Origin of the sequence: Mycobacterium sp. MS1601 (genome assembly GCF_001984215.1) — a bacterium.
GTDB lineage: Bacteria > Actinomycetota > Actinomycetes > Mycobacteriales > Mycobacteriaceae > Mycobacterium.
In genome coordinates this window covers 4,837,921-4,862,480 of sequence record NZ_CP019420.1, presented here as the reverse complement: position 1 = coordinate 4,862,480, position 24,560 = coordinate 4,837,921, and the positions used below count along the sequence as shown (strand labels likewise).

Below are 24,560 nucleotides of genomic sequence, written 5' to 3'. Positions count from 1 at the left end.
AGTAGCTGACATCAACCTACGCCTGATGTCAGCGTCTGTCATCGCCGTAGAATTCCCGCATGGCGCGTTGGGAACCGGATGCACAGGGCCGGCTGGAACGCGCGGCGCTGGATTTGTACTCCGAGCGCGGGTACGACCAGACCACGGTCGCCGATATCGCCGAACGCGCCGGAGTCACCGAACGCACCTTCTTCCGGCACTTCGCCGACAAACGGGAGGTGCTGTTCCGCGGTGACGAACTGGCGCAATCCATCGCCTCGGCCTTGCAGGGGGTTCCCGACTCCGTGCCGCCGCTGGATGCCGTGGCCACTGCGCTGGCGAGTACGGCCACGTTCTTCGACGAACGCAAACCGCACTCGCTGAAACGTCAATCGGTGATCAAAGCCAATTCGGCTCTGCAGGAACGGGAATTGATCAAGCTCGCCTCGATGGCCGCCATCATGGGTGACGCCCTGCGCAGCCGGGGCGTGGCCGAACCGGCCGCCAGCCTGACCGCACAGGCGGGAATCGGAGTGTTCAAAGTCGCCTTCGAACGCTGGCTCGCCGACCGGAGCGATCGTAGTTTCGCGGTGCACATCCGCGAGTCGCTGGCCGAGCTCAGGGCCGTGATGAGCTGAACTGGGCCGCGAGATAGGGCGCAGTGCGGCTGCGTTTGTGAGTCGACACCTGCCGCGGGGTGCCTGCGACGACGATGTTCCCGCCGTCGTCACCGCCGCCGGGGCCGAGGTCGATGACGTGGTCGACGCCCGCCACGACGGTCATGTCATGCTCGGCGACCACCACGGTGTTACCGGCGTCGACCAGGTGGTGTAGCTGGCGTTCCAGCAGTTCGACGTCGGAGGGGTGCAGTCCGGTGGTGGGCTCGTCGAGGACGTAGAGCGTGTGGCCGCGGCGGGCGCGCTGCAGTTCCGTGGCGAGTTTGATGCGCTGCGCCTCGCCGCCGGACAACTCGGTGGCCGGCTGCCCGAGGCGCAGATAACCCAGGCCGACGTCGCGCAGTGTGCCCAGACTCCGTGCCGCACTGGGCAGATCAGCAAGGAACGGAAGTGCCTCGTCAACCGTCATGGCCAGCACGTCGGCGATGGTGCGGCCCCGGTAGGTGACCTCCAATGTCTCGCTGGAGTAGCGGGCACCCCGACATGTGGGGCAGGTGGCGTAGGTGCCGGGCAGAAACAGCAGCTCCACCGCCACAAAACCTTCACCCTGGCACGTCTCACAGCGCCCCTCGGCGACGTTGAACGAGAAGCGGCCCGCGCTCCAGCCGCGCCGCCGGGCCTCGTCGGTGTCCGCGAACGCCTTGCGCACGGCGTCGAACATTCCGGTGTAGGTGGCCAGATTCGACCGCGGGGTCCGCCCGATCGGTCTCTGGTCCACGGTCACCAACCGGTCGATGATCTCGGCGCCCTCGGCCGTGACACCGACGGCGGCATCGGAGTCGATGTCGAGGAGTTCGACGTCGGCCTCGACCTCGGCTACCTCCGTCTTCCCCAGTCGGCGCGCCATCACGTCGCCGAGCACCTTGCACACCAGCGTCGACTTACCCGACCCGGAAACCCCGGTGACGGCGACGAACGTGCCCAGCGGGATGTCGACGTCGACATCGCGCAGATTGTGGAACGTGATGCCGCGCAGCCGCAGGACACCGGACGGTGTTCTGGTTGTGTTGCGCTGCAGGGGTTCCCGGTCGAACAGGTATCTGCGGGTGACCGACGGCTCGACATCGGACAGCCCGGTCACCGGACCGCTGTAGAGCACCTCGCCGCCCAGTTCGCCTGCACCGGGACCGACATCTACCACCCAGTCGGCCCGGCGCACCACATCCATGTCGTGTTCGACCACGAACAGCGAATTGCCCGCCCGCCGCAGCCGGTCCAACACCTCGAGCAGCGGTTCGGCGTCAGCGGGATGCAGCCCCGCCGACGGCTCATCGAGCACGTAGAGCACCCCGAACAGCCCGGCCCGCAGCTGGGTGGCCAGGCGCAAGCGCTGCAGCTCGCCCGGCGACACCGTGGGCGTGCGCCGGTGCAGACTCAGGTAGCCGAGCCCGAGGTCGACCAGCACGGCGATGCGGGCCACCAGATCGGCGGCGATCATGGTGGCGACCTCGGTGAGCTCACCAGACTCGGTGGACTCGTATGCGGCGGCGAATTCCGTTCTGGTGGCGGCCGGTTGCAGCACGTCAGCCAGGGCGGTCAGGGGCAGCGAGACCAGTTCGGCGATGTTGAGGCCCGCGAAGGTCACCGCCAGGGCTTCCGGTCGCAATCCGGAACCGTGGCACACAGGGCAGTCGACGCTGTCGACGTACTGCAGGACTCGTCGACGCATCATCGCGCTCTGTGAGTTGGCCAAGGTGTGCCGGACATGGCGCTCGGCGCTGCTGAACGTGCCGTTGTAGTAGTAGTCGGCAGTGACAGGATGCTGGCTGGGATCGATCTCGACGGTGGGCTGTTCGTCGGTGAACAGAATCCAATCACGTTGCCGCTTGGGTAGTTTGCGCCACGGCTTGTCGATGTCGTAGCCGAGGGTGATGAGGATGTCACGCAGGTTCTGCCCCTGCCACGCGCCCGGCCAGGCGGCCACCGCACCCTCGCGGATGGTGAGCGACGGGTCCGGTACCAGGGTCTGTTCGGTCACCCGGTGGATTCGGCCCAGGCCGTGGCACTCGGGGCAGGCGCCCACCGTGGTGTTGGGTGAGAACGCATCGGAGTCCAACCGTTCCGTCGCATCCGGTGGGTAGGTGCCGGCACGCGACAACAGCATCCGCAGCAGGTTCGACAATGTGGTGACGGTGCCGACGGTGGACCGGGAACTGGTGGCTCCGCGGCGCTGCTGTAGCGCCACCGCAGGCGGCAAGCCGGTGATGTCGTCGACCTTGGGCGCGTCGTTGGGCAGCAGCAACCGGCGAGCGTAGGGCGCCACCGACTCGAAATAGCGGCGTTGCGCCTCGGCGTAGATGGTCCCGAACGCCAGCGACGACTTCCCCGATCCGGAAACGCCGGTGAACACCACGAACGCGTCACGCGGCGCGGCGACGTCGACCGAGCGCAGGTTGTGGACGCGAGAGGCGTACACACGGACATAATGGTCGGGTTCGTCGCTCATCCGACCCATTGTCGCCCAGTGCGTCGTACCATCACGTCGTGTCTCAGCCTGAGATCCTCAGAACCTCGCCGTTGGTCGATGAGATCCTCGACGTTCACCGGGACCGGGCACGCGGCGATGATGCCGGATGGGCCGCCTACCGAGCACATGCCTACCGGGTGTTCAACTTCGCCCGCGCGCTGGCCCCCGATACCGTTCACCGCGACGACAAGCTCGCGATCGCGGCCGCGTTCCACGATCTAGCCGCCTTCGACACCCTCGACTACCTGGTGCCGTCCATCGAAGCACAGGACGCCTGGTTGACCGCGACAGGGCGCCAGGGCTGGTCCGAAGAGTTGGCGCAGATGGTGGCCCAGCATCATCGGCTGACCACCTACGGATCCGGACTGCCCTATGCGCCCCTGGTGGAAGCCGTCCGGCGCGCGGACCTCATCGACGTCAGCCAGGGTGTCGTCAAATTCGGACTGCCGAAATCCTACGTCGCCGAGGTACGCGAAACCTTCGACGCCGGTGTCTTTTTCAAGCGTGTGATCCCGCTGGGAGCACTGCGGGCGGTCCGCACCCGCCAGCAGCCGGGGTTCCTGCGTCCCGGCAACGCATTACGCCGCTCAGGGCATCAGGCCTAGTACACGTCGCGCACGTAGCGCTTGTCCGCCACCAGTTGCCGCTTGTACTCCCGGGCGTTGTCATCGGACATTCTGCCGTGAGCCTTGATGATCTGGATCAGGGTGTCGTCGACGTCCTTGGCCATCCGGGACGCGTCACCGCACACGTAGAAGTGCGCGCCGTCCTCCAGCCACCGCCAGACCTGCGCCCCCTGGTCGAACATCTTGTGCTGCACGTAGATCCGCTTGGCCTGGTCCCGGGAAAACGCCAGATCCAGATGGTTGAGCAGCCCGTCGGCCACCATGTCCTCGAGATCGTCGCGGTAGTAGAAGTTCTGGGCCCGGTGCTGGTCACCGAAGAACAACCAGTTTCCGCCGGTGTGGCCGAGAGCACGACGTTCCTGCAGGAAGGCCCGGAACGGCGCGATGCCGGTACCCGGGCCCACCATGATCATCGGAGTGGTCGAGTCGGCGGGCGGGCGGAAGTGCGGCGACTGCTGCAGGAACACCGGCACCGGGGTGCCGCCGCACAGATCGGCGAGGAACGTCGAGGCCACTCCCCCACGCAGACCGTCCTGGTAGCGGAGCACCGATACGGTCAACTGCACCTCGTGGGGGCTGACCAAGGGTGACGACGAGATGGAATACTGCCGCGGGGTCAACCGCACCAGTGCCTCCTGCCACTGCTCGGGCGCGGCACTGACCCGGAACTCCCGCACCACATCGAGCCCGTTGCGGTTGTCCAGCCAGGAATCCAGCTTGCGTGGGGCACCGACGAAGTCCAGCAGTCCCGGGGTGACACGACAGATGTCGTAGCTGGTGGTCAGCGCATCGCCCAGAGAGGTCTCCACACCGTCGACGGTGACAGTGGTCCGCGCGTCGAGACCCGTTGCGGTGAGCCAGGTCCGCACGGCGATGTCACTGTTGCGGGGCACCACCCCCAGGGAGTCACCGGCGGCATAACTGACCCCGTGTCCAGAGAGGTCGAAGCCGAACTGGCGGACCTCTTTGACCGAACCCTCGGGAGTGAGCCGGTTGTTGCGCACCAGCGGCGCGAGGACGGGCCGGTTGCGGGTAAACGGCTGAGCGGGTCTGGGTGTCGGAGTCGAGGCGGGCTTGTCGGAGACCAGGGCTGTCACGGTGTCGGCCCAGGTGGTCATCGGCTCTTCGTCGTAGGCCTCGACCTCGGCGCGGTCCAGGATCTTGACGGCTCCGAGGTCGGCGAGCCGGGCGTCGAGTGACTTCGCGTGACCGCAGAAACTGTCGTAGGCCCGGTCACCGATGCCGAGCACCGCGTAGCGCACGCCGTCCAGCTTCGGCGCCTGTGGCGAGTCCAGCCTGTCCCAGAAGTCGGCGCCGTTGTCGGGTGGCCCACCGTCACCGAATGTCGACGTGACGATGATGATCTCGCGGCCGGAGGTCAGGTCGTCAAGTGTGCAGTTGTTCATGTTCTGCAGCTGCGCACCCGCCTGCTGGGCCACCCGTGCGGCGAACTCCTCGGCGTTGCCGGTCTGCGACGCCCACAACACCAACGGTCCGGTGGCCATGTCGGCGCTCGTCTCGGTGAGCCGGGAGTGCGCACCGGCGAGCAGGCCGTCCACCCAGAGCCGGACTTCCCTGCGGACCGGTGCGTCGACCGGCAGCACCGGGACTCCGGGCGCGCCGCCGGGGATCCCGGCGAAGAAGGCGGTGACGTAGAGGTTCTCGTCCTCGGTGAATTCCGGAGCCATCGGATGTGCCGGTTGCGCCACCGGAGCCATCGACACCGCACACACCTTGAACTCAGGCTGCAGTGAGTCGGCATCCACGGCGTCGTTGGTCAGCGCGTTGACGGTCAGATCCTCGCCGTGAACGTCGTTCCAGTGGAACGGCACCCAGACGTTGCCCGGGCGCACCCGGTCGGTCACCACAGCGGGCAGTACTACCCGGCCGCGGCGCGAGGACAGTTCGATCGGCTGACCGTCGGTCACCCCGGTCGCGTCGGCAGGATTGATCTCGACGAACGGACCGGGATTGAGCTTGTTGAGTTTGGCCACTCTGCCGGTCTTGGTCATGGTGTGCCACTGGTGCTGCAAACGTCCTGTGTTGAGCACCAACGGGTACTCGGCGTCCGGCATCTCGGCGGGATCCATATGAGGGCGCGGGTGGAACAGCGCTCGCCGGGACGGGGTGGCGAACGCCAATCTCGGAGTGACGCCGGCATCGTCGACGTACAGGTGTTGGCTCACGCCGTCGTTGAGGTAACGAATGGGATTGCGGTCAGGGCCTTCTGGAGCCAGTGGCCACTGCAGAGGAGTCTCTCGCAGCCGGGCATACGACGCGCCGCGCAGGTCATACCCGGTCTTGGGGTTCCAGAACCGCCGGATCTCGTTGAACACCTCTTCGCTGGACTTGAAGTCGAATGCGGCTCCGAAGCCCAGTGCCGTGGCGACGTCGCAGATCAGCTGCCAGTCCGGGCGGGCCGCACCGTACGGCTCGCAGGCCTGTTGCAGAAGCGTGAGGTTGCGATCCGAATTCACGATCACCGCATCGGATTCCGACCAGAGTGTGGCGGGCAGCACCACGTCGGCGTAGCGGTTGGTGGCGGTGTCGAGGTAGGCGTCCTGGGTGATCACCAATTCCGCGGCCTCGAGCCCGTCGATCACCGTCGACCGGTTGGCCACGGTGGCAACGGGATTGGTGCAGATCACCCAGCAGGCCTTGATGTCGCCCGCAGCCATCTGCTCGAACATCGCGATGGTGCCCGGGCCGACGTCCGTGCGGATGGTACCCGGCGCCAGCTCCCACTGCTGTTCGACGAACTCCCGGTCATCGGCGTTGAGCACGGCGCGCTGCCCGGGCAGACCGGGCCCCATGTAGCCCATTTCGCGGCCGCCCATGGCGTTGGGCTGACCGGTCAAGGACATCGGACCACTGCCGGGACGGCAGATGGCCCCGGTGGCCAGGTGCAGATTGCAGATGGCGTTGGTGTTCCAGGTGCCGTGGGTGCTCTGGTTGAGCCCCATGGTCCAGCACGACACCCAATCCCCGGCCTCGGCGATCATGGCAGCCGCGCGGCGGATGTCAGCCTCGGCCAGGCCGGTGAGCTCGGCCACGCGGGCCGGAGCGTAGTCGGCCAACAACTCCGGCATGCTGTCCCAGCCCTGGGTGTGCTGGTCGATGAAACCTTGGTCGATCGCGCCATTTTCGACCAGCAGCGCCAAGATGCCGTTCAACAGCGCCAGATCGGTGCCCGGCTTGATCGCCAGGTACAGATCGGCCCGCTCGGCGGTGGTGGTGCGACGCGGATCCACCACGATCAGCTTGGCACCCGCCTTGAGCCGGTCGGCCATCCGCAGGAACAGGATCGGATGGCAATCGGCCATGTTGGAGCCGATGACGAAGAACAAGTTGGTGGTGTCGAAGTCGGTGTAGGACCCCGGCGGCCCGTCCGATCCCAGCGACTGCTTGAAACCCGTGCCTGCGCTGGCCATGCACAACCGGGAGTTCGACTCGATGTGGATGGTGCGCAGGTAGCCCTTGGCCAGTTTGGTCGCCAGGTACTGAGCCTCGATGGACATCTGACCCGAGACATACAGGGCCACCGCGTCGGGTCCGTGTTCGTCGAGGATGGCGCGCATCCGGTTGGCGGCCTCGGCCACCGCGTCGTCGACCGGGGCGGGCACCGGCTCCTCACCACGGGCCGGCCGCACCAGGGCCGTAGACAGCCGCCCGTCGGTGGCGGCCATCATCTCGGCATGGGTGGCGCCCTTGGTGCACAGTCTGCCGAAGTTGGTGGGGTGCAGCTTGTCTCCACTGACCTTGGCGATCACCGGCATACCGGTAGCGGAGTCGAGGCGGGTCTGCACCGAGATCCCGCACCCGACCCCGCAATAGGAACAGGCAGTGCGTGTGCTCAGCTTGCCCCCACCGTCTCAGGGGTGCGGCCCACCAGTTCCCCGGTGGAGGCGGCGCGCTTCATCCGCAGGAACACAAACCACGTCACGAACGCACACACCACGTAGAAGCCGAGGAACACCCAGAAGGCGTTGGTGGCCGACTTGGCATCACTGACGTAGGACATTCGCAGCACGATGTTGATGCCCACGCCACCGAGAGCCCCAACGGCGCCGGCGAATCCGATGAGCGCACCGGACATGCTGCGCGACCAGGCAGCCTTCTCGTCCTTGCTCCACTCGACGTGACCCTGGGCCTTGGCCTCGAAGATGGATGGGATCATCTTGTAGGTCGAGCCGTTGCCCAGCCCGGACAGGATGAACAGCAGGATGAAGCCGGCCACGTAGGCGAACATCTGGCCGCCGGTGGGCGCACCGGCGCTGCCGTCGTCGAGCACCCCGGCGGCCACCAGGATGCCTGCGGCGAAGATCATCGCCACGAACACGTAGAGCGTGATCTTGCCGCCGCCGATCTTGTCGGCCAACTTGCCGCCGAACGGCCGCGAGATCGAGCCCAGCAGCGGGCCCAGGAACGCGATCTGCGCCGCGTGCAGCGAGGCCTGAGCAGGGGTGTCGCCGCCGGCCAGGTAGTTGATCTGCAACACCTGCCCGAACGCGAAGGAGAAGCCGATGAACGACCCGAAGGTGCCGATGTAGAGGAAGCTCATCACCCAGGAGTGCTTGAACCGCATGGCCTCGACCATCGCACCGAGATTGGAGCGCTGGTTGCCCAGGTTGTCCATGAACAGCGCGGCACCGACGGCGGCCAGGCCCACCAGCACCAGGTAGATGGCGCACACGATGTAGGGGGCGGTGTTGCTGACCGCGGCGATCACCAACAGACCGATCAGCTGGATCACCGGCACGCCGATGTTGCCACCGCCGGCGTTGAGCCCCAGCGCCCAGCCCTTGAGCCGCTGCGGGTAGAAGGCGTTGATGTTGGTCATCGAGGAGGCGAAGTTGCCGCCGCCGAGGCCGGCGAACGCCGCCACGATCATGAACGTGGTGTACGAAACGCCGGGCTGCGACATCACCCACAACGTCAGCACCAGCGGGATCAACAACAACAGGGCGCTGACGATGGTCCAGTTACGGCCGCCGAAGCGCGCCGGGGCGATGGTGTACGGAATGCGCATGAAGGCGCCCACCAGGGTGGGCATGGCCACCAGATAGAACTTGCCCGCGGCGTCGATGCCGTAGACGTCCTGTGGCATGAACAGCACCATCACCGACCAGATGGACCACACCGAGAAGCCGACGTGCTCGGCGAAGATGGACCAGATCAGGTTGCGTTTGGCGACTTTACTGCCGCCCGAGTTCCAGGCGTCGAGGTCTTCGGCATCCCAGTGCTCGATGGTTTTCCCACGGGTCATGAGAAAAGTTGTACGGACTCGGCATTCCGCCTCGATTGCCCAGCCGTGTCGGGCTTGTCAATTGCCCCTCACATGACCGAAGTGCTCACCGTGAGCCTTTTGCCGTGTGCGCACGGATATCCACGGGCGACTCGCGTGCGAAACCGCGACGAAACAATGCGCTTCTAGCTTCGAGCCCATGTCCGACGGCAGCAGTCCCCAGTTCCTGCAGGGCGTATTCGAATTCAAGGGCGACGGTTACGACAAACCGGCTTTGGTCGATGACGCGCTGAAATACGTGGTGCCCGCGGGCGCCACCACCCAGCCCGTCTACTTCCGCGGCGGCAACTCCAGCAAGCACATGATCAGCGTGGTGCTCTACCGCGACGGAAAACCCATGCGCTATTTCCCCATTGCCGCCAAAGGTGCCACCCACGTGGCACTTCGGGTGGTGGAGGACCTGTTAGCCGACACGGTGCTCGAACTGTACGTCAGCGCTCCCTCCGGCGCCGCGGGAACGGTGATCGTCGACCTTGGCCTGGTGGAGTTCTAGATGACGCGCCTGGTGGTCGTCGGCAACGGAATGGCCGGCATCAGGGCCATCGAAGAAATACTCAGTCGCTCAGAACAATTCGACATCACGGTGTTCGGCGACGAACCCTACGGCAACTACAACCGCATCCTGTTGTCGAATGTGCTTGCCGGCAGCGATGATCCGGGAGAGATCTACCTCAACACCCTGGATTGGTACTCCGACAACAACATCGACTTGCGAGCTGGCGTCCGCGTAGTCCGGGTCGACACCTTCGCCCACCTTGTGCACGCCGACGACGGCACGTCCATGCGCTACGACAAGCTGATCCTGGCCACCGGCAGCCGGTCGTTCTTCCCACCGATGACCGGACTGTGGGCCGACGACAAGACCTTGGCCGACGGTGTTTTCGGGTTTCGCACCCTCGACGACACGTCGTCGATGATCGCCGAGGCCGCCAACCGCACCAAGGCCGTGGTGATCGGCGGCGGCCTGCTTGGGCTCGAGGCCGCACGCGGACTGCAGAACCGGGGCATGGCCGTCGACGTGGTGCACGCCGGACCCACGCTGATGAACGCCCAACTCGACGACTTGGCCGGTGCGATTCTGCAGAAGTCGGTGGAGGCACTGGGTATCGGCGTGCACACCTCGAAGCGGACCACCGAAGTGCTGGTGGATGACGAGGGCGCCGGCGGGCGACTCAAAGGCGTGGTGTTCTCCGACGGGAAACGACTGGACTGCGACATGCTGGTGATCGCCGCAGGCATCCGGCCCAATGTGGGCCTGGCACAACGCGCCGGTCTGACCGTGGAACGCGCCATCGTCACCGACGACCACATGCGCTCGGTCGACGACGACGACATCTACGTCGTCGGTGAATGCGCCCAGCACCGCGGACAGGTGTACGGCCTGGTCGCCCCGCTGTGGGAGCAGGCCAAAGTGCTCGCCGACCACCTCACCAACACCGATCTTCACGCGGCGTACCACGGGTCGCGGGTGGCAACCAAGCTGAAGGTGGCCGGCGTCGACGTCGCCTCGATGGGCATCAAAGCACCCGAACACGCGGGAGACGAGTTCGTGCAGTACTCCGAGCCGCGGAAGGGGGTGTACAAGACGGTGGTCATCCGCGACGGAAAGCTGGTGGGCGCCACCCTCGTCGGTGATGTCAGCAAGGTGTCGTTCCTGACGCAGGCCTTCGACAACGGACTGCCCCTGCCCGACGAGCGGGTGGCGCTGATGTTCGACATCGGCACCCCCGACGTCGAAGTCGGTGTCGCGGAACTGTCCGACGACGCCCAGGTGTGCAACTGCAACGGTGTCTCCAAAGGCGCCCTGGTGTCCTGCGTGAAGGACGGCACCACCTCGGTGGCCGGCGTGATGAAGAAGACCAAGGCGGGCAAGGGCTGCGGCTCGTGTAAGCAGTTGGTGGGCCAGATCGTCGAGTGGGCCGCCGGCGGTGCGGTCACCGAGGATCCGTCGGCCTCCTGGTACGTGCCGGGCGTCCCGTACGCCAAACCCGAGCTGATGCGGCTGATCCGGGAACTGCACCTGCATTCGGTATCGTCGGTGTTCAATGCCCTGGCTCCCGACGGCAAGGCCGACGCCGGATCCAAGATGGCCCTGTCGTCGCTGTTGGAGATGATGTGGGCCGACGAGTTCGTCGACGAAAAAGACGCCCGGTTCATCAACGACCGGGTGCACGCCAACATCCAGCGTGACGGCACGTTCTCGGTGGTGCCCCAGATGAAGGGTGGCGTGACCTCCGTCGCGCAACTGCGCAAGATCGCCGATGTCGCCGAGAAGTACGAGATACCGATGATCAAATGCACCGGCGGACAACGCATCGACCTGCTCGGGGTCCGCAAGGAAGACCTGCCCGGGGTGTGGGCAGATCTGGACATGCCGTCGGGATACGCCTACGGCAAGAGCTTCCGGACCGTGAAAACCTGTGTGGGTAGCGACTTCTGCCGCTTCGGGGTGGGCGACTCCACCGCGCTGGGCATCGCGCTGGAAGAGCGCTATCAGGGGTTGGCCAGCCCGGCCAAGCTCAAGCTGGCCGTCACCGGATGCCCGCGCAACTGCGCCGAGGCGCTGTGCAAGGACCTGGGCGTGCAGGCGATCGACGGCGGACAGTGGGAGATCTACGTCGGTGGGGCCGCCGGGGCGCACATCCGCAAAGGCGACCTGCTGGCGCGCGTCGACTCAGCCGAGGAGGTGATGACGCTGACCGGTCGGTTCCTGCAGTACTACCGCGAAAGCGCGAACTGGCTGGAGCGCACCTACACCTGGGTGCCCCGGGTCGGCATCGAGCACCTGCGTGCCGTGATCGTCGACGACGCCGAGGGCCTGGCCGAGGGACTGGAAGAGCGGATGGCGAAATCCATTGCCGCATATCGTGACCCGTGGAAGGACGGAGCGCAGCCCGTCACCGAAGGGCAGTTCCGCACCTCGTTGCCGCTGCTGCCGCTGCCTCAGGTGCCGGTGCGATGAGCATCGAGGTGGGACGCGTCGAGGAGATCCCCAGCGGTGAGGGTCGCACGTTCGCCGTCGACGGCGAGCAGGTAGCGGTGTACCGGATGCGCGACGGGTCCCTGCGAGCCCTTGCGGCTGTGTGTCCACACAAGGGCGGGCCGTTGGCCGACGGATTGCTCGACGACTCGGTGGTGGTGTGCCCGCTACACAACATGACCTACGACCTGCGCTCGGGCGTAGAAACGTCCGGTAGCGGGCTCTCGGTGCGGGCCTACGGTGTCAGCGAGATCGACGGGACCATTCGCATCGACATCTGAGTGGGGCGAAGTAACGGCCGGGTCATGGATATGACACGGCACGAATGAATGTGTTACCGGAACAACTGCTCATCGTGACCAGGAAACGCGGTTCACTTCCGCGGCCGGATCACCCGCCGGTCGCACCATGGCTGCATGCGCCAAAAACGACGAGCCGCTGTCGTTGTGCTCTGCATCCTGGTGGCCGGCTGCGGCTCGACCAGTAACGCCGCCTCACCTGAGCCCACACCAACTCTGAAGCCCCGCCCGCTGGTCGAGCGGGAACTCCCGCGTCTGCTGCTGAGTCCACAAGAAGCCTCCGCCATCATGGGGGCACCGATGACGATCACGGAATCCAAGACAACCATGTCGGACAACAGCGCCGTCATGGCGCCACTGGAGTGCCTGTCGATCGACGGCGCGGCCGAGGCCCCGGTGTACGCCGGCAGCGGGTTTCGAGCCGAGTTGGATCAGAGCTTCAACAACGGCGATGCCTTCACCCACTACCTCAAACAGGCGGTCGTCCTGTTTCCCTACGCCAAACCCGCGGCCGCGTTCTTCGAGACGGCAGTTCAGCAGTGGCCCGCCTGCCACGAGTACACCCACACCCAGAGCGGTTCGCAGTGGACCGTCGGCGAGATCAGCCAGGTCGACCACATCCTGAGCACCGTCGCCACGCACGTCGACGCGGCCGCCCCCGGCTGGGCCTGCGGCAGGGCACTCGCCCTACGCAGGAACATCGTCGTCGACGTCAACACCTGCGGCGCCGACCCGGCCGACACGGCGGTGCGGATTGCCGAAGAGATCGGACGCAAAGTGTCGCGGCAATAGCGACTTCACACGTCCACGTCCTCGGGATCCTCCCTGCTCAGCGGCCGGCCTCGACTTTGGTAGAGCATGGAGTCGGCGTGCGCGTACAACTCCGAGATGTTCGCCTCGGCAGCATCCTGCGTCGCCGTGCCGACGCTGGCCTCCGGAGTGCGTCGAGCTATCGCGCGCAGGAAGTCAGCGACAACCCCCGGGTCGGCGGCGGCCACACCGATCGCAAACTCGTCACCACCAAGCCGCGCCACCACCGCATTCCGGGGCGCTGCCTGTCGCCAACTGCGCGCATAGTCGATGATGCGGCGGTCTCCGGCACGATGGCCGTAGGTGTCGTTGAGACGCTTGAGGCCGACGATATCGATGGCCACCACGGTGACAGGTGTCCTTGTCGCCCGTGCCCGACTCAGCAGATCACTGGTGCCGATCTCCCAACCCGCACGGTTGAGCAGGCCGGTCATCGGATCGGTACACGCCGCCGAGAACATTGCGCGCATGAGCAAGCCGAATGACTCGGCCGCACCGATGATCGCCACGACGATGATCAGAAAGGTGATGACACCCGTGAACGGCGCCGGCGCAACAGCGACGGCAACGCAGCACGCCGCCGCCAAGGTCACGACGATGCACCAGGCCTGGCGGGGCGGATGGAACGCTCTGACATACATGGCCAAGAACATCGGTGCGATCAAGCACATGTACTCGGCGGTCAAGGTGACATGAAAAGCCATCACGATGGGGGTAGCGACGCATGCAGCCACCGTGGCGGGCAGCAGGCGGCCCGGCGCCACCGCCAGCTGTAGCAGGCCGGCCAATCCCAGCACGATGGCGATGATCCCGCCGATGGGGTTGCCGTAGGCGATGTCGGTGCGAATCGGGAACAGTGTGAAGACCACGCCGTAGAGATAGAGAAACGTTGTAGCACCCAGATAAATCCGCAGCAGCCGTACTCGCTGGCCCTGCGCACCAGCGAATGAACTGAGGTGGTCCATGACTCAGCCTGCCTTGGCTCTTCGATTCCCCGTCGAATTCCAGCTAATGGTATACGAGCCTCGGGACGCTCTGTTCAGCCGTCGACGGCGCCCAGCAGCCAACCGCCCTGCGGCAACTCCACCGCGTCCTGCGGGCCCCACGAGCCCTGGGCATAGGGCTGCGGGCGCGGCGGGTTGTCCAGCACCGGCTGGCACACCTGCCACAGCCGGTCCACCTCGTCGGCCCGGGTGAACAGCGTCTGATCCCCGCGCATCACGTCGAGCAGCAGACGCTCGTAAGCCTCCAAGGGCGCATCGCCGGGATCGTCGGCCGTCAGATCCAGGTGGAACGTCCCGCGAGTCAGAGCAAGGTCGGGACCGGGGCGTTTGACGTTCAAGTGGATGTCGGCCGTCGGGTTGTCGTCCAATTCGAGCACCAGCTCGTCCGGGCCGTAGCCGCTTTCGCCGAACCGTCCGCACGGTGGGGTCCGGAACCGCAGGGTGACCACCCTACGGTTGTCGCCCAACGCCTTTCCGGTGCGTAGATAGAACGGCACGCCCAGCCACCGTTCGGTGTCCACCCACGCCTCCAGCGCAACGAAGGTCTCCACCTCGGAGTCGTCGGCCACATCATCGAGGTCGCGGTAGCCGTCGTACTGACCGAAGACCACGCGTGCAGGATCGAGCGGACGCACGGCCGTGAACACCTTCGACTTCTCGTTGCGCAGTTGGGTCGCGTGGAGTTGCACCGGCGACTCCATGGCCACAAAACCGAGCACCTGGCACAGGTGAGTGGTCACCATGTCACGGAAGCAGCCGGTCGACTCGTAGAAGCTGCCGCGCCCCTGCGCGGTCAGATTCTCGGGCACGTCGATCTGCACGGACTCGATGTTGTTGCGGTTCCAAGCCGGCTCGATCAGCCCGTTGGCGAACCGCAACGCCAGGATGTTCTGCACCGCTTCCTTGCCGAGGAAATGGTCGATGCGATAGACCTGCTCCTCGGCGAACACCCCTTTGAGGGTGCGCTCGAGCTCGCGGGAGGTCTGCAGATCGGTGCCGAACGGTTTCTCGATGACGATCCGGGTGTCTTCGGTGAGCTGTTCGCGGCCCAGCATGGTGATCATCGACCGGGTGGCCGCCGGCGGCACCGACAGGTAGATCACGGTCCGGACGTCCGTGCCCAGTTCGCGCTGCGCCTCACGCACCGCCTCGGCCAGGTCGGCACCGTCGTCGGCGTCGGAGACGGTGAACGTCAGCCGACCCAGCACGGCGTCAGCCACACCGCCGTCGAGGTCGTCGACGAACTCGTTCAGTGACTCGCGGACCATCCTGCGGAACTCGTCGTCCGAACCTGGCGCGTGCCTGCCCGAGCCGATGATCCTGTACTCATCCGGCAGCCGATGAGCCGCGGCGAGGTGATACAGGCCGGGGAAGAGCTTGCGCTTGGCCAGATCACCCGTCGCGCCGAAGAGGACGAAGACGTGGGGACCGAGTGTGTCAGACATTCCCACGGAGGTAGCCGTTGCCGGATGCAGTCAAACGCACCGGGCATCATTCCTGCGGCTTGACCGCCAGCACCGGTTTGGGGCACTGCAGGATCAACTGCTGGGACACACTGCCCAACAACAGCTTTCCTACCGGGTTGCGGTGCCGGATACCGATCACCAGCAGCTCGGCCTCGTAGCGGTCCATGGCCTCCAGCAGGGCGTCGGCAGCATACTTGCCCACCGGCTGCTCGATCTCGTACTCGACACCACACACGGCCAACCTGCTCTGCAACTCCTGCACCGCGTCGGGCGCGGCGAATGCGGCATCCACATACGAGTCACCCGCGGTCGAATTGACCACCAGCAGTTTGGTATTGCGCAGTTTGGCCTCGGCGATGCCGTAATCGAGCGCGACCCGGCCGAACTCGTCTGCGGTGTATCCCACGACTATCATCTACTGCTGCCTCGCCTTCTCTCGCTGATCCTTGTCGTCTTCCACGATCAGCAGGGTCTCCTCGCTGCGGTGCATGAGCTTCAGCACCAGCGGGGCCAGCAGCAGCAGTGCCATCAGCACGTAGGTGACGATGGCCACCGGCTCGGTGAACAGGCTGCTCCAGTCGCCGCCGCCCAGCTGCAGGCTCTGGCGCAGCTGCCGTTCGATACGGGGGCCGAGGATGACACCGATGATCAGCGGCAGCACGGGCAACCCGAAGCGGCGCATCATCAGACCCATCAGACCGAACAACAGCAACAGGGCCAGGTCCAGCGGTTGGATGTTGACGGCGAACGCACCCAGGATCGCAAAGAACAGGATGCCGGCATACAGGTACGGTCGCGGGGTGCGCAGCAGCTTGGCCCACAGCGGCGCCAGCGGCAGGTTGATCACCAACAGCAGGAAGTTGCCGATGAACAAGCTGGCGATCAGCGTCCAGATCAGCAGCGGTTCCTTGTCGAACAGCGTCGGGCCGGGCTGGATCCCGTAGGACACGAACGCGGTCAGCATGACCGCGGCGGTGGCGTTGGTGGGCAGACCCAGTGACAGCATCGGCACCAATGTGCCTGCCGCCGAGGCGTTGTTGGCCGCTTCCGGTCCGGCCACACCTTCGATGGCACCCTTGCCGAACTCCTCGGGATGCTTGGACAGCTTCTTTTCCGTGATGTAGCTCAAGAAGGTGGGCAATTCGGCGCCGCCGGCGGGCAGGGCGCCGAACGGGAACCCGTAGGCGGTGCCGCGCAGCCACGGCTTCCAGGACCGTGCCCAGTCCTTCTTGTCCATCCACGGCCGGCCGACGGGAATGATGTCGGCCGGACGACGACGCAGGTGCGCTGCCACCCAGAGAGCCTCACCAACGGCGAAGACAGCCACCGCGATCACCACGATGTCGATGCCGTCGGACAGCTGCGGCAGGCCGAACGTGGCACGGGGCTGGCCGGTCAGCGAGTCGATGCCCACCAGGCCGATGGCCAGGCCCAGGAACAGCGAGATGGCGCCGCGCAGTTTCGACGAGCCCAGCACCGCCGTCACGGCGACCAGAGCGAACAGCATGATCGCCAGGTAACTCGGTGCGCCCAGCGTCACGGCGAACCGGGACACCGCCGGGGCGAATGCCGCCAGCAGCGCGGTACCGATGGCGCCGGCAACGAACGACCCGATGGCGGCGGTGGCCAGCGCTTGGGCGGCCCGGCCCGCTTTGGCCATCTTGTTGCCCTCGATGGCGGTGATCACCGACGACGATTCGCCCGGCGTGTTCAACAGGATCGAGGTGGTGGAACCGCCGTACATACCGCCGTAGAAGATGCCGGCGAACATGATGAACGCCGCGCTGGGGCTGACGTTGTAGGTGATCGGCAACAGCAGCGCCACCGTCATGGCCGGGCCGATGCCGGGTAGCACACCCACCGCGGTGCCCAGCAGCACACCGATCACGGCGTACAGCAGGTTCATGGGGGTGGCCGCCTCGGCGAACCCCTGCATCAGCCAGTCGAAGTTCTCCATTTACAGAATCCCGTCCAAAATGCCTGCGGGCAGCGGTATTCCGAGCCCGGAATAGAATGCATAGAAGCTGAGGATGCCCAGAGCGGCGCCGATCAGAACGTTGCGCACATAGTGCTTGCTGCCCAGCACCGTCGCGGTGCCGGCGAAGAAGAGCCCACCGGCGATGGTCCAGCCCAGCGGGTTGACCAGCACGATGACGGCGACGAACAACGCGATCAGCAGCCCCACCGTGCGCCAGTCACTCTTCATGTTCGGGTCGATGTCCTCGCCGGCATCGGCCTCGCCCTTCGACCCGCGTGGAATGGCGATGGCCAGGATCACCGACAGCACGATCAGCGCCACCCCGACGACAATCGGGAACAGCCGCGGCCCAACGGGATCCACCTTCGCGAAGCCGTCGACAATACGCATCGCGTCGACGATCAGGAAGATTCCGACCACCACGCACACGGCGCAGACGACGTACTGCCCCTTGTCGGTGGTCTTCTGAGTTTCAGTGTCGGTGGTGGTCATACCAGCCCCAGTTCCGTCAGCGTGGTGGACACCCGGCTGTCCTGTTCTTCGAGGAACCGCTCGAACGGCTCCCCCGTCATGAACGCGTCGGACCAGCCGTTGGTCACCAGCGCTTCCTTCCAGGCGTCGGTGGCGTGCAGCTCTTCCAGGATCTTCACCATGGCGTCGCGATCCTCATCGGAAATCCCTGGCGGAGCCAGGATTCCGCGCCAGTTGGTGAACGTCAGATCGATGCCGGCTTCGGTGAGCGTCGGCGCATCGACACCTTCGACACGCTCGCTGCCGGAGACCGCCAACACCCGCACCTGACCGGACTCGATCTGGTCGACGTACTCCCCCAACCCGGAGGTGCCCGCGGCGATCTTGTTGCCCAGCAGAGCCGTCAAGAGGTCACCACCACCGTCGTAGGAGACGAAGTTGACCTGCTTGGGATCCACGCCGACCGCTCGCGCGGTCTCCATCGGGAACAGATGATCGGGTCCGCCCGGCGACGAACCGCCGCCGATGGTCACCCGGGCCGGGTCGGCCTTCCAGGCCTGCACGAAGTCGTCGACGGTCTGAAACGGCGAGTCGGCCGGGACCAGGATCCCCTCCTGCTCCTCGACCATCTTGGCCAAGGCAGTGGCATCCGAGGCGCGCGCCGACGAGCCGTTGGTGAAGACCGCGCCGACCACGCCGAGGCCCATCATCATCATCAGGTCGCCGTTGCCACGCTCGTTCATCAGCCGGGCCATCGCGACCGTGCCGCCGGCACCGATCACGTTGAACACCTCGACACGACCGGTGATGTCGTCGTCTTCCATGATCTTGACGGCGGTGCGAGCGGTGAGGTCGTAACCGCCGCCGGGACTGTTGGGCACCATCATGCGTAGCCGGTGCATGCCGGCTGGATCGTCGCCGCGGGTGACCCCGCAGCCGGCGAGTAACAGCGCGATCAGCACAACCGCAGCTGCGCGGACGCCATATGGTCGTCTGGACACCGAATGCTCCTGAGTTTTGTGGTGATGCTCAGCAATACTGTCCCCTCAAGTGACCTACGTCACTCTTTCGGACGCAAAGGAAGTTGTGAAAGTTAAGAACACGCGGCGCGGCGCCAGTCTGGCGGGCCAGTTCCTGGCCTTTCAGCTGGTGGTGGTTGCCGTGGTGCTTCTGGCTGTCGGCGCCGTGTCGGTGGCTCAGTCCACCAAAGAGTTCCAAGAGGTCCGCGGACAGCGGATGATCGCCGTCGCGGAGAACGTGGCGTCCACCCCCATCGTGCGCGAGCGGTTCGACGATCCGTTCGCCTCCCGGGTGCTGGCACCGGATGTGGACCGGGCAGTGGCCCTGTCCGGGGCCGGGCTGGCAGAGATCATCAGCCCAGACGGAACCGTCCGTGCGTCGACGGACCCCTCACGGGTGGGCAGTCCGGCCGAGTTCGGGGCGAGCAACGTGCGAATGGGCCGGGCCTGGTTCGGCGACGTCGACATCGCCGGCGTGCACAGCATCGTGGGACAGGTCCCCATTCTGGGAATCAACGGCGAAGTCCTTGCCATCACCTCGGTCAGCGAGCCCTACCCCACCGTGTGGCAGTTGCTTTCCGGAGCCGGCGAACGGCTGCTGGTCTACCTGGGACTGGGCGCGCTGCTGGGACTCGCCGCCTCCTGGCTGCTGTCACGACGGATCAAACGACACACCCGGGGACTCGAGATCGCCGAGATCGCCAGCCTGGCCGATCATCGCGAGGCCCTGCTGCACAGTATCGGCGAAGGTGTGGTGGCGGTGAACAACGACGGCGAGATCACCCTGCTCAACGACTCTGCGCGGGATCTGCTGGGGCTGGGTGAAGAAGCGATCGGCCGGCCAGTGGACGCGGTGGACATGGACCCCGCGGTGGTGGATTTCCTGCAGTCCGGCGACACCGACCACGCCGTCATCGCCACCCGCACCCGGGTACTGGCACTGAACCGCAGGGCAGCCAGCAGCTACGGACGGTCGATCGGTACGGTGACCACGATGCGCGACACGACCGAACTGGCGACCATGAGCGGCCAGCTGTCGTCCCACAAGAGCGTCACCGACACCCTGCGCGCACAGACGCACGAGTTCGCCAACCAGCTGCACACCATCTCCGGGCTGGTGCAGCTCGGAGAGTTCGACGCGGTCCGCGAACTGGTCGGCACGCTGACCCGGCGCCGAGCCGAGATCAGTGACGCAGTAACACAGCACATCTCCGATCCCGCCGTGGCGGCACTGTTGATCGCCAAGACCACACTGGCCGCCGAACGTCGGGTATCGCTGGAGATCTCCCCGGATTCGACGTTGGCACCCCTGGAGCCGGCCTTGGCCACCGACGTGATCACCTTGCTGGGCAATCTGATCGACAACGCCGTCGACGTGTCCGAGGGCTCCTCACGCTGTGAAGTGGTGGTGGGGGTGCGTGGCGAGAGCGCCGCCCTGGCGATCACCGTCACCGATTCCGGCCCCGGTGTGCCCGAGCATCTGCGCGAGTCGATCTTCGCCCGCGGCGTCACCTCCAAACCCGATGTTCCCGGCGGGCGGGGTATCGGCCTGGCCCTGGTCCGACTGGTCACCACACAGCACGGCGGGTCAGTCGACGTCACCGATGCCCCCGCCGGCGGCGCCCAGTTCAGTGTGCGAATTCCCTTGAGCGAGAATGCCCATGCGTGACGTTCTGGTGGTCGACGACGATTTCATGGTCGCCGAGATCCACCGCCGGTTTGTCGAGCAGGTGGACGGGTTCCGCACCGTCGGCGTGGCCCGATCCGGTGCCGAGGCGTTGGAAGCGGTGAACGAGCTGTGCCCTGATCTGGTGCTGCTGGACGTGTATTTGCCGGACATGACGGGTCTGAAGGTGTTGCAGCAGTTGCGCTCCGATGGCAACGGGGTGGGCGTCATCATGATCACCGCGGCCCGCGAGTTGGACACCGTGAGTGCGGCTCTGGATGGTGGTGCCGCCGACTATCTGATCAAGCCGTTCGAGTTTCCGCAGCTGCGAGCCAAGCTCGAGGCCTTCGCCGCCCGCGCCGCGGCATTGGGTACCGAGCGGCACGTCGATCAAGGCATGGTGGACAAGCTGTTCGGCAATGCCGCTGCTGCTGTCGGCGGCGGGGAAGTTCTGCCCAAGGGTTTGGGGGTCGAGACCGCGCAGCGGGTTCTCGATGCCGTGCGTGCCGCCGGCGAGGTGTCCGCTGCCGAGTGCGCCGAGATGGTCGGGATTTCGCGTGTGAGCGCCCGGCGGTACCTGGAGCACTATCTGAGTGCCGGGACCGTGGAGTTGCGGCTGCAGTACGGCGCCGGACGGCCCGAGCGGCGGTATCGGGCAGTCTGATTGCCCGCCTCTGCGCGACACGAATGCGACAGTCGAAGTGGTTGGGTCAAAGCCCGTGACCTGTACCGTCGTGCATAGGGATACTGCCGGTTTCAGCACCACCTCGGCACCCGTGCCCCGCGCCATCCGCAGAGCGCGCACTCAGCGACAACCACGTGGCCGAACGCAACACCCCACCCGACTTCTGAACGGAGACAGGACTACTGCGCGGAATCCAGCGACAGGATGGAGATATCAGGCGGCACCCCGACCCGCACCGGCGGCCCCCAGAACCCGGCGCCGCGGGAGACGTACAACTGGGTGTCCTGATGCGTGGACAATCCGGCCAGCGACGGCTGCACCGACCCCACGATGTACTGGAACGGCCAGGTCTGTCCGCCGTGGGTATGCCCGGACAGCTGCAGGTCCACCCCGCGGGTGGCAGCCTCCTCGACCATCACCGGCTGATGCGCCAACAACACCGTCGCCGCATCAGGGTCGACGCCGGCCAGCGCACGCTCGTAGTCGGGTGGGTCGCCACGCTGCTCACCGGCGAGGTCGTTGACGCCGGCCAGATTGAACGCCGCGCCGCCACGACGGATCAACGTGTTCTCGTTGCGCAACGGTGCCACCCCGAAGCGTTCGAGCTCCAGCAACCAGGGCACCGTGTCCTCCACGAAGTACTCATGATTGCCGGTGACGAAGAACGAGCCTTCGCGGGACACCAAGTCCTGCAACGGTTCAGCGGCGTGTCCGAGTTCCTCGACGGTGCCGTCCACCAGATCGCCGACGATGGCCACCAGATCCGGCTCGGTCTCGTTGATCATCCGGACGATGCGTTCAGTGTGTTTGCGACCCAGCAACGGACCCAGATGGATGTCGGAGACCACCGCGATCCGAAACCCGCTGAACGCCGGATCGAGTCGCCGCAGCCGGACCGGCACCTGCAGCACCTGCGGCGGTCCCAACGCAGTGGCCGCGCCGACCCCCACCAACCCCACCGAGGCGGCACCCGCGGCCACCGCACTAGCCCGGGCCAGGAACACCCGACGGTTCAGTCCGATCGAGTCGACCGAAGGGCCATCGGGAATGTCGGGCACCGTCGACACCGCAACCTTGGGTCGGCGTCGCACCCAGGGCAGCAGCGCCAACCGCACCGGCTCCATCACCAACAACGCCAACAGCAAATAACCGACCAGTGCGAACCAGATGTAACCAGGCCAGGCGAACCAGGCGGATTCCTCGACGCCGAACATCCGCGGCACGATCAACGTCGCCACCAACAGGACGGCCAAGCCGAGCAGAACACCGGTCAGAATCCGGCGCGTACGCCCCGGTGCCGTGGTGTCTTTGATCAACCGCTTCCACAGATAGAGATGCGCCAACCCGAGGATGGAACTGACAATGACGATGAACATGCAGGTGATCAGCCCTGCGTCCGGGTCCGGTGCATCACACCACCCTAGCCACGTGTCGCAGGTGCCCAGGCCCGCGTGATGCGGCTCACCAGCGGTTGCGCAGGCGTTCCCGCCACGAACGTCCGTCAGGGTCGTACACCAGTCTGTACGCCGGCACCGCCCACAACCGGGTGAAGCGGCCCAACCGTTCGGGCTGATGCGGACGCAGACGTCCGGGTGGGCGGGGACCCGTCCGGCCGCCGTGGTGCCACGCCTGCAGTGCTTCGGCGGCGGCGTTCACGGTGGCAATGACGTCGGCCGGATCGACCAGCCCGTCGTCCTGGCTGCCGTCGTCGGCACGGTCCAGGTGCTCACGCAGAAGCTGCAGGCGCAACTCCCTGGCGAACGCCTCGGTGGGGTCGACCACCGCACAGGCCAGCTCGCTGTCGTGTGTCCACGACCGTCGGTTGAAGTTGTCGCTGCCGACGGTCGCCCACACGTCGTCGATGACGCAGACCTTCGCGTGGACGTACACCGGTGTACCCGAATGGTTCTCGACGTCGAAGACGTGAACTCGATCCGGATCGGCGCGGCGGCACACGTCCAGCGCCTTCTGCCGTCCCACCGAGTTGGGCGGTAGGGCGAACTTCCCGTCGACGTCGGGGTGGCGCGGCACCACCGCAATCAGGTGCAGATCGGGATTGGCGCGCAGCGCGGCGGCGAACAACTGGGCCACTTCGGTGGACCACAGGTACTGGTCTTCCAGATAGATCAACCGGCGAGCCCGCGGTATGGCCTTGAGATAGGCCCGCGCGATGGTGCGCTCACCGTCCGGGGCGAACGAATAGGCCTGGTGCGCATCGGGATAGGTGCGCAGTACCTGCACACAGAGTTCGCCGGCCCGCGGCGGCGGAGGCAGCCGATCAGGCAGCGGATCGGCCTCGAGATCAGCGCCGCGCAGTTTGTCACGCAACCAGGCCAGCGGTGAGTTGTTGTCGATGGGCGTCGGATCGGCCCAGCGCTCCCGGAAGGTGGCATCCAGATGATCCACCGCGGGCCCCTGGATCCGCAGCTGGACGTCATGCCACGGCGGGCTGTCTCCGTAGGCAACCGCCATTTGCACCGACTGCGGATCCCCCGCGTGGTCGGCGTCGTCACGGCGGCTGTGACACAGGTCGATACCGCCGGCGAACGCCACGTCACGCGACGGGTCGCCACGGTGGCGCAGCACCACCAACTTCTGGTGGTGTGAGCCACCGAGGCGCACTCGCTGGTCGAGCAACACCTCACCCCCGGCCGCCTCGATGTCGTCTCCGAGGTGCTGATTCTCCTGCTCGCTGTACTGCAGCGTGTCCAGATGTGATCGCCACATCAGACCCTTGACGATGACACCGCGCTCGGCCGCGGCACTGAACAGCTCGGCGATCGTCGGCCCGTCCGGTCGCAGTCGCTCATCGGGATCACCGCGCCAGTCGGTGAAGAACAGGTGATCACCGGCGCCCAACTGTTCGACCTCGGCAACCAGTTCGTCGAAATACGTGGCCCCGTGCACCAAGGGTCGCACCGAGTTGCCCGCCGACCATGCAGCCAATGTGCTGGCCGGGTTGCCGCGTTCGGCGTCGGTGAGAAACCAGTCGGTGATCGTGTTCATGGTGCGACTCGGATACCCCGCTTTGCCCGCCGGCAGACCCACCACCAATGCCGAAGTCATTGTCGGACAGAGTTCTCGGCCCCGAGAATGCACCCCGGGTGGGCTGAGCCAGTATCGTCGTC

General features: G+C 66.0%; 19 protein-coding genes. 8 read left to right on the top strand and 11 right to left on the bottom strand.

The genetic code is table 11. The features are described 5' to 3' along the window. Positions 1-59: 59 nt before the first annotated feature. Positions 60-617, top strand: coding sequence for a TetR/AcrR family transcriptional regulator (locus tag BVC93_RS23440; protein WP_083739547.1), 558 nt, complete (start codon positions 60-62; stop codon positions 615-617). On the opposite strand, the gene BVC93_RS23435 is transcribed toward BVC93_RS23440, so the two are convergent. Then, on the bottom strand, positions 598-3,102 hold the full coding sequence (locus BVC93_RS23435) for an excinuclease ABC subunit UvrA (RefSeq protein ID WP_083739546.1): 2,505 nt from the start codon (positions 3,100-3,102) through the stop codon (positions 598-600). The genes BVC93_RS23440 and BVC93_RS23435 overlap by 20 nt on opposite strands. 38 nt (positions 3,103-3,140) lie before the next feature. On the opposite strand from BVC93_RS23435, the gene BVC93_RS23430 reads away from it, so the two are divergent. Next, positions 3,141-3,728, top strand: coding sequence for an HD domain-containing protein (locus BVC93_RS23430; RefSeq protein WP_083739545.1), 588 nt, complete (start codon positions 3,141-3,143; stop codon positions 3,726-3,728). Here the strand turns inward: BVC93_RS23430 and BVC93_RS23425 are convergent. After that, positions 3,725-7,606, bottom strand: coding sequence for a bifunctional nitrate reductase/sulfite reductase flavoprotein subunit alpha (locus BVC93_RS23425; protein ID WP_083739544.1), 3,882 nt, complete (start codon positions 7,604-7,606; stop codon positions 3,725-3,727). The genes BVC93_RS23430 and BVC93_RS23425 overlap by 4 nt on opposite strands. After that, positions 7,603-9,015: an MFS transporter gene (locus tag BVC93_RS23420; RefSeq protein ID WP_083739543.1), complete on the bottom strand. Its 1,413-nt coding sequence runs from the start codon at positions 9,013-9,015 to the stop codon at positions 7,603-7,605. Before BVC93_RS23420 ends, BVC93_RS23425 begins: the two co-directional genes overlap by 4 nt. 178 nt (positions 9,016-9,193) lie before the next feature. Between BVC93_RS23420 and BVC93_RS23415 the strand changes: the two genes are divergently transcribed. The 4 genes from BVC93_RS23415 (at position 9,194) to BVC93_RS23400 (ending at position 13,125) form a co-directional block, all read left to right on the top strand. After that, positions 9,194-9,547, top strand: a complete 354-nt coding sequence (locus BVC93_RS23415) for a molybdopterin oxidoreductase (protein ID WP_083739542.1) — start codon at positions 9,194-9,196, stop codon at positions 9,545-9,547. Beyond that, positions 9,548-12,016 (top strand): nitrite reductase large subunit NirB, encoded by a 2,469-nt coding sequence (nirB, locus tag BVC93_RS23410; protein ID WP_083739541.1) that lies wholly within the window; start codon positions 9,548-9,550, stop codon positions 12,014-12,016. It begins immediately after the preceding gene. Next, the gene (locus tag BVC93_RS23405; RefSeq protein ID WP_083739540.1) at positions 12,013-12,315 is read left to right on the top strand and encodes a Rieske (2Fe-2S) protein; all 303 of its coding nucleotides are present in this window, start codon (positions 12,013-12,015) and stop codon (positions 12,313-12,315) included. Before nirB ends, BVC93_RS23405 begins: the two co-directional genes overlap by 4 nt. Before the next feature lie 135 nt (positions 12,316-12,450). Then, positions 12,451-13,125: a sensor domain-containing protein gene (locus BVC93_RS23400; protein WP_083739539.1), complete on the top strand. Its 675-nt coding sequence runs from the start codon at positions 12,451-12,453 to the stop codon at positions 13,123-13,125. 5 nt (positions 13,126-13,130) lie between these two features. Here the strand turns inward: BVC93_RS23400 and BVC93_RS23395 are convergent, their stop codons facing one another. From BVC93_RS23395 to BVC93_RS23370, 6 genes are all read right to left on the bottom strand, one after another. Further along, positions 13,131-14,108 carry a GGDEF domain-containing protein gene (locus BVC93_RS23395; protein WP_083739538.1) on the bottom strand — a complete coding sequence of 326 codons (978 nt, stop codon included), beginning with the start codon at positions 14,106-14,108 and terminating at the stop codon, positions 13,131-13,133. Positions 14,109-14,182: 74 nt separating this feature from the next. Then, a complete protein-coding gene (gene zwf, locus BVC93_RS23390; protein WP_083739537.1) occupies positions 14,183-15,592 on the bottom strand; it encodes a glucose-6-phosphate dehydrogenase in 1,410 nt (469 codons plus the stop codon). 46 nt (positions 15,593-15,638) lie between these two features. After that, entirely contained in the window at positions 15,639-16,028 is a 390-nt protein-coding gene (locus BVC93_RS23385) for a universal stress protein (protein ID WP_083739536.1), read from the bottom strand. After that, positions 16,029-17,570 carry a tripartite tricarboxylate transporter permease gene (locus BVC93_RS23380; protein WP_083739535.1) on the bottom strand — a complete coding sequence of 514 codons (1,542 nt, stop codon included), beginning with the start codon at positions 17,568-17,570 and terminating at the stop codon, positions 16,029-16,031. It abuts the gene before it with no gap. Then, a complete protein-coding gene (locus BVC93_RS23375; RefSeq protein ID WP_083739534.1) occupies positions 17,571-18,083 on the bottom strand; it encodes a tripartite tricarboxylate transporter TctB family protein in 513 nt (170 codons plus the stop codon). Then, positions 18,080-18,964, bottom strand: coding sequence for a Bug family tripartite tricarboxylate transporter substrate binding protein (locus BVC93_RS23370; RefSeq protein WP_236950487.1), 885 nt, complete (start codon positions 18,962-18,964; stop codon positions 18,080-18,082). The genes BVC93_RS23375 and BVC93_RS23370 overlap by 4 nt, the downstream gene beginning before the upstream one ends. Positions 18,965-19,148: 184 nt before the next feature. Between BVC93_RS23370 and BVC93_RS23365 the strand changes: the two genes are divergently transcribed. Then, on the top strand, positions 19,149-20,750 hold the full coding sequence (locus BVC93_RS23365) for a sensor histidine kinase (RefSeq protein ID WP_236950090.1): 1,602 nt from the start codon (positions 19,149-19,151) through the stop codon (positions 20,748-20,750). Beyond that, positions 20,743-21,411, top strand: coding sequence for a response regulator (locus BVC93_RS23360; protein WP_083741277.1), 669 nt, complete (start codon positions 20,743-20,745; stop codon positions 21,409-21,411). Before BVC93_RS23365 ends, BVC93_RS23360 begins: the two co-directional genes overlap by 8 nt. 200 nt (positions 21,412-21,611) lie before the next feature. Here the strand turns inward: BVC93_RS23360 and BVC93_RS23355 are convergent, their stop codons facing one another. Together BVC93_RS23355 and BVC93_RS23350 are read right to left on the bottom strand one after the other, a co-directional pair. After that, a complete protein-coding gene (locus BVC93_RS23355; RefSeq protein WP_083739531.1) occupies positions 21,612-22,808 on the bottom strand; it encodes a metallophosphoesterase in 1,197 nt (398 codons plus the stop codon). 85 nt (positions 22,809-22,893) lie between these two features. Next, positions 22,894-24,438: a phospholipase D family protein gene (locus BVC93_RS23350; RefSeq protein WP_083741276.1), complete on the bottom strand. Its 1,545-nt coding sequence runs from the start codon at positions 24,436-24,438 to the stop codon at positions 22,894-22,896. Positions 24,439-24,560: the final 122 nt, after the last annotated feature.